This is a genomic window from Streptococcus mitis, assembly GCF_001074635.1.
In the GTDB taxonomy this organism is placed as follows: Bacteria; Bacillota; Bacilli; order Lactobacillales; family Streptococcaceae; genus Streptococcus; species Streptococcus mitis_E.
Genome location: NZ_JUQO01000076.1, coordinates 1 through 4,319, shown reverse-complemented (window position 1 = coordinate 4,319; position 4,319 = coordinate 1). Strand labels below are relative to the sequence as shown.

Annotated in this window: 5 protein-coding genes; 4 read left to right on the top strand and 1 reads right to left on the bottom strand. The window is 38.9% G+C overall.

What is annotated here, in order from left to right; genetic code table 11:
• Window positions 1-154 precede the first annotated feature (154 nt).
• Window positions 155-829, top strand: a complete 675-nt coding sequence (gene ciaR, locus ADI58_RS03135; RefSeq protein WP_000590639.1) for a two-component system response regulator CiaR — start codon at window positions 155-157, stop codon at window positions 827-829.
• On the top strand, window positions 819-2,153 hold the full coding sequence (ciaH, locus tag ADI58_RS03130; RefSeq protein WP_049521419.1) for a two-component system sensor histidine kinase CiaH: 1,335 nt from the start codon (window positions 819-821) through the stop codon (window positions 2,151-2,153). Before ciaR ends, ciaH begins: the two co-directional genes overlap by 11 nt.
• A gap of 33 nt (window positions 2,154-2,186) precedes the next feature.
• Here the strand turns inward: ciaH and ADI58_RS03125 are convergent, their stop codons facing one another.
• Complete coding sequence (locus ADI58_RS03125) at window positions 2,187-2,474, bottom strand: DUF3270 domain-containing protein (RefSeq protein WP_001145229.1); 288 nt, start codon at window positions 2,472-2,474, stop codon at window positions 2,187-2,189.
• 139 nt (window positions 2,475-2,613) lie between these two features.
• On the opposite strand from ADI58_RS03125, the gene ADI58_RS03120 reads away from it, so the two are divergent.
• Together ADI58_RS03120 and ADI58_RS03115 are read left to right on the top strand one after the other, a co-directional pair.
• Entirely contained in the window at window positions 2,614-3,543 is a 930-nt protein-coding gene (locus tag ADI58_RS03120; RefSeq protein WP_000411189.1) for a peptidase U32 family protein, read from the top strand.
• 199 nt (window positions 3,544-3,742) lie between these two features.
• Window positions 3,743-4,319 (top strand): exonuclease domain-containing protein (locus ADI58_RS03115; RefSeq protein ID WP_049521418.1); only part of this gene is annotated, 577 nt, incomplete at its 3' end.

Below are 4,319 nucleotides of genomic sequence, written 5' to 3'. Positions count from 1 at the left end.
TCAAACCACGTCAGCGTCGCCTTACCGTACTCAAGTACAGCCTGCGGCTAGCTTTCTAGTTTGCTCTTTGATTTTCATTGAGTATAAAATGCGGAGAGTTGAGTTTTTTTTAAGGCAAATTTGGTATAATGGTTTTAATAAGGAGGAGTTTCTCATGATAAAAATCTTATTGGTTGAAGATGACCTAGGCCTGTCAAATTCAGTATTTGACTTTTTAGACGATTTTGCGGATGTCATGCAGGTATTTGATGGGGAAGAAGGTCTCTACGAAGCTGAGAGTGGCGTCTATGACTTGATTTTGCTCGATTTGATGTTGCCTGAAAAAAATGGCTTCCAAGTCTTGAAAGAATTGCGTGAAAAGGGAATTACGACACCAGTTCTGATTATGACCGCCAAGGAAAGTTTGGATGACAAGGGACATGGTTTTGAACTAGGAGCGGATGATTATCTGACCAAACCTTTCTACCTAGAAGAACTCAAAATGCGGATTCAAGCGCTTCTCAAACGTTCAGGTAAATTTAATGAAAACACCTTGACTTATGGAAATATTGTGGTTAATTTGTCAACCAATACTGTTAAAGTCGAAGATACTCCTGTCGAATTGCTAGGTAAAGAGTTTGATTTATTAGTTTATTTCCTTCAAAATCAAAATGTTATTTTGCCGAAGACTCAGATTTTTGATCGTCTATGGGGATTTGATAGTGACACAACGATTTCGGTTGTCGAAGTCTATGTTTCAAAAGTCCGTAAGAAATTAAAAGGAACCACTTTTGCAGAGAATTTGCAAACCTTGCGCAGTGTTGGGTATATTTTAAAAGATGTTCAGTAAACTAAAAAAAACATGGTATGCGGATGACTTTAGTTATTTTATCCGTAACTTTGGTGTCTTCACTCTGATTTTCTCTACCATGACTCTGATTATTTTGCAGGTCATGCACTCGAGTCTCTATACTTCGGTGGATGATAAGCTTCATGGACTAAGTGAAAATCCTCAGGCAGTTATCCAGCTTGCGGTAAATAGGGCAACAGAAGAGATTAAAGATTTAGAGAATGCCGCTACAGATACTAGCAAGACCGAAGTAAAACCCAATGTCAGTTCTAACACAGAAGTCATTCTTTTTGATAAGAATTTTAGCCAGCTCCTTTCTGGAAACCGATTTTTGGGATTGGATAAGATTAAGTTAGAGAAAAAAGAACTAGGCCATATCTACCAGATTCAGGTTTTTAATAGCTATGGACAAGAAGAAATTTATCGCATGATTTTGATGGAAACCAATATTAGTTCGGTTTCAACCAATATCAAGTATGCAGCTGTCTTGATTAATACCAGTCAGTTGGAGCAGGCCAGTCAAAAGCATGAGCAATTGATTGTGATTGTGATGGCAAGTTTCTGGATTTTGTCTTTACTTGCCAGTCTCTATCTAGCTAGGGTCAGTGTTCGTCCTCTGCTTGAGAGCATGCAGAAACAACAGTCCTTTGTGGAAAATGCCAGTCATGAGTTACGAACTCCACTTGCAGTTTTGCAAAATCGTTTAGAGACCCTTTTCCGCAAGCCAGAAGCTACCATTATGGATGTGAGTGAAAGCATTGCATCGAGTTTGGAAGAAGTCCGAAATATGCGGTTTTTGACGACGAACTTGTTGAATTTAGCTCGGAGAGATGATGGGATTAAGCCGGAACTTGCAGAAGTTCCAACCAGTTTTTTCAATACGACTTTCACAAACTATGAGATGATTGCTTCTGAAAATGACCGTGTCTTTCGTTTTGAAAATCGTATCCATCGCACGATTGTCACAGATCAACTTCTTTTGAAACAACTGATGACCATCTTATTTGATAATGCTATCAAATATACTGAGGAGGATGGTGAAATTGATTTTATGATTTCAGCGACTGATCGTAATCTTTATTTGCTAGTTTCCGACAATGGAGTCGGTATTTCAGCAGAAGATAAGAAGAAAATTTTTGACCGTTTTTATCGAGTGGACAAGGCTAGAACCCGTCAAAAAGGTGGTTTTGGTTTAGGATTATCCCTAGCCAAGCAAATTGTAGATGCCTTAAAAGGAACCATTACTGTTAAAGATAATAAACCGAAAGGAACAGTCTTTGAAGTGAAGATTGCCATCCACACACCATCTAAAAAGAAAAAATAAAAATATCGCTCCAGACGGGGCGATATTTTGGATTTATCTTCTACGTTTTTGTTTGATAATAAAGCGCTGAACTTTTAAAACAAGTAAGCTGGATCCGATTGCTGCGGCAAATGCAAGAGCAGGAGATAATTTTAATGCTAAAAAGATAAAACTAAAGATAGCAATACAGATACAAAAAACAGCGATATTAACAAAAAATAGGATTTCCTTGAGATTGGCATCAGATTGCGCTTCAGGTGTATAATCTTGATAGCGAGGAACCTGCTGGCTTAATTCTTCTTGATAGTCTACCTCATAGGATTGTAATTTTCTTACGGGCATGATTCTCTCCTTAACAGTACATACCTATTTTATCATTTTTTCAGCAGAGAATTATTACAGAAAGGTTACAATAAGAATAAAGTCCCTTTTCATTTTTAAAGAATGGCTGATTTTCCAGAAATATGGTATAATCCTTCTTATGGAAAAGATTATCATTACAGCAACTGCTGAAAGTATTGAACAAGTTAAACAACTGCTCGAAGCCGGCGTAGACCGTATCTATGTTGGTGAGAAAGATTTTGGCCTTCGTCTGCCAACAACCTTTAGTCATGACCAATTGCGTGAAATTGCTAAGTTGGTTCATGATGCTGGTAAGGAATTGATCGTTGCGGTCAATGCCCTCATGCACCAAGATATGATGGACCGTATCAAGCCTTTCTTAGACTTTTTGGAAGAAATTAAGACAGACTACATTACGATTGGGGATGCAGGTGTCTTTTACGTGGTCAACCGCGATGGTTATTCCTTTAAGACCATCTACGATGCTTCAACTATGGTGACAAGCAGTCGTCAGATTAACTTCTGGGGACAAAAGGCTGGCGCATCTGAGGCTGTTTTGGCGCGTGAAATTCCATCAGCTGAACTTTTCAAAATGCCAGAGATTTTGGAAATTCCTGCTGAAGTTTTGGTTTACGGAGCTAGCGTTATCCATCATTCTAAACGTCCGCTTTTGCAAAACTACTATAACTTTACGCATATCGATGATGAAAAGACCCGTAAGCGTGACCTCTTCTTGGCTGAACCAAGTGACCCTGAGAGCCACTATTCCATTTTTGAAGATAATCATGGGACCCACATCTTTGCCAACAATGACCTTGATTTGATGACCAAATTGACAGAATTGGTAGAGCATGGTTTCACTCACTGGAAACTAGAAGGGCTCTACACTCCTGGTCAGAACTTTGTTGAGATTGCAAAACTCTTTATCCAAGCACGTAGTTTGATTCAAGAGGGCAACTTTAGCCATGACCAAGCCTTCTTGCTAGATGAAGAAGTGCGTAAACTTCACCCTAAAAACCGTTTCCTTGATACAGGATTCTATGATTATGATCCTGATATGGTTAAATAAAGTAAATGATTCGTTGAGAGAGGGAAGATGCAAACAGTTCTTCTCTCAATTTTTTCTTATTCTCCAATATTTTCAAAGAATTAGTAGGCTAGGATGCTCTGTTTGCTGGGATTTTTAATACAAGTAACCTTCTTGAGTTTGAAAATTATCCCATGTTTGCAGGTGCCAAATGGCCCTTTTTTTGGTATAATTTTTTATAATGAAAACGATTGGTAATCGCTATGTTGTGGTTGATTTAGAGGCAACTAGCACAGGTAGTAAGGCTAAAATTATCCAAGTGGGAATTGTCGTGATTGAGGACGGAAAAATCGTCGATCACTATACGACGGATGTCAATCCACATGAACCCTTGGATGCTCATATCAAAGAACTGACAGGATTGACAGACCAACGTCTGGCGCAAGCACCTGATTTTTCGCAAGTTGCCAGAAAAATCTTTGACTTGGTGGGTGCTGGGATTTTTGTAGCCCATAATGTTCAGTTTGATGCCAATCTCTTGGCGGAAAATTTATTTTTTGAAGGCTATGAACTAAGAAATCCTCGTGTTGACACGGTCGAATTGGCTCAGGTCTTTTTCCCTGAACTGGAAAAATATAGCTTGCCGATATTGTGTCGAGAATTAGGAATTCCTCTAAAACACGCTCATACAGCCCTTTCAGATGCCCAAGCTACAGCAGAATTACTTCTTTTTTTACGAAAAAAGATGGCCCAGCTTCCTAAAGGTCTCTTGGAACGCTTGCTGGAAATGGCTGATGCTCTCTTATATGAGTCTTACC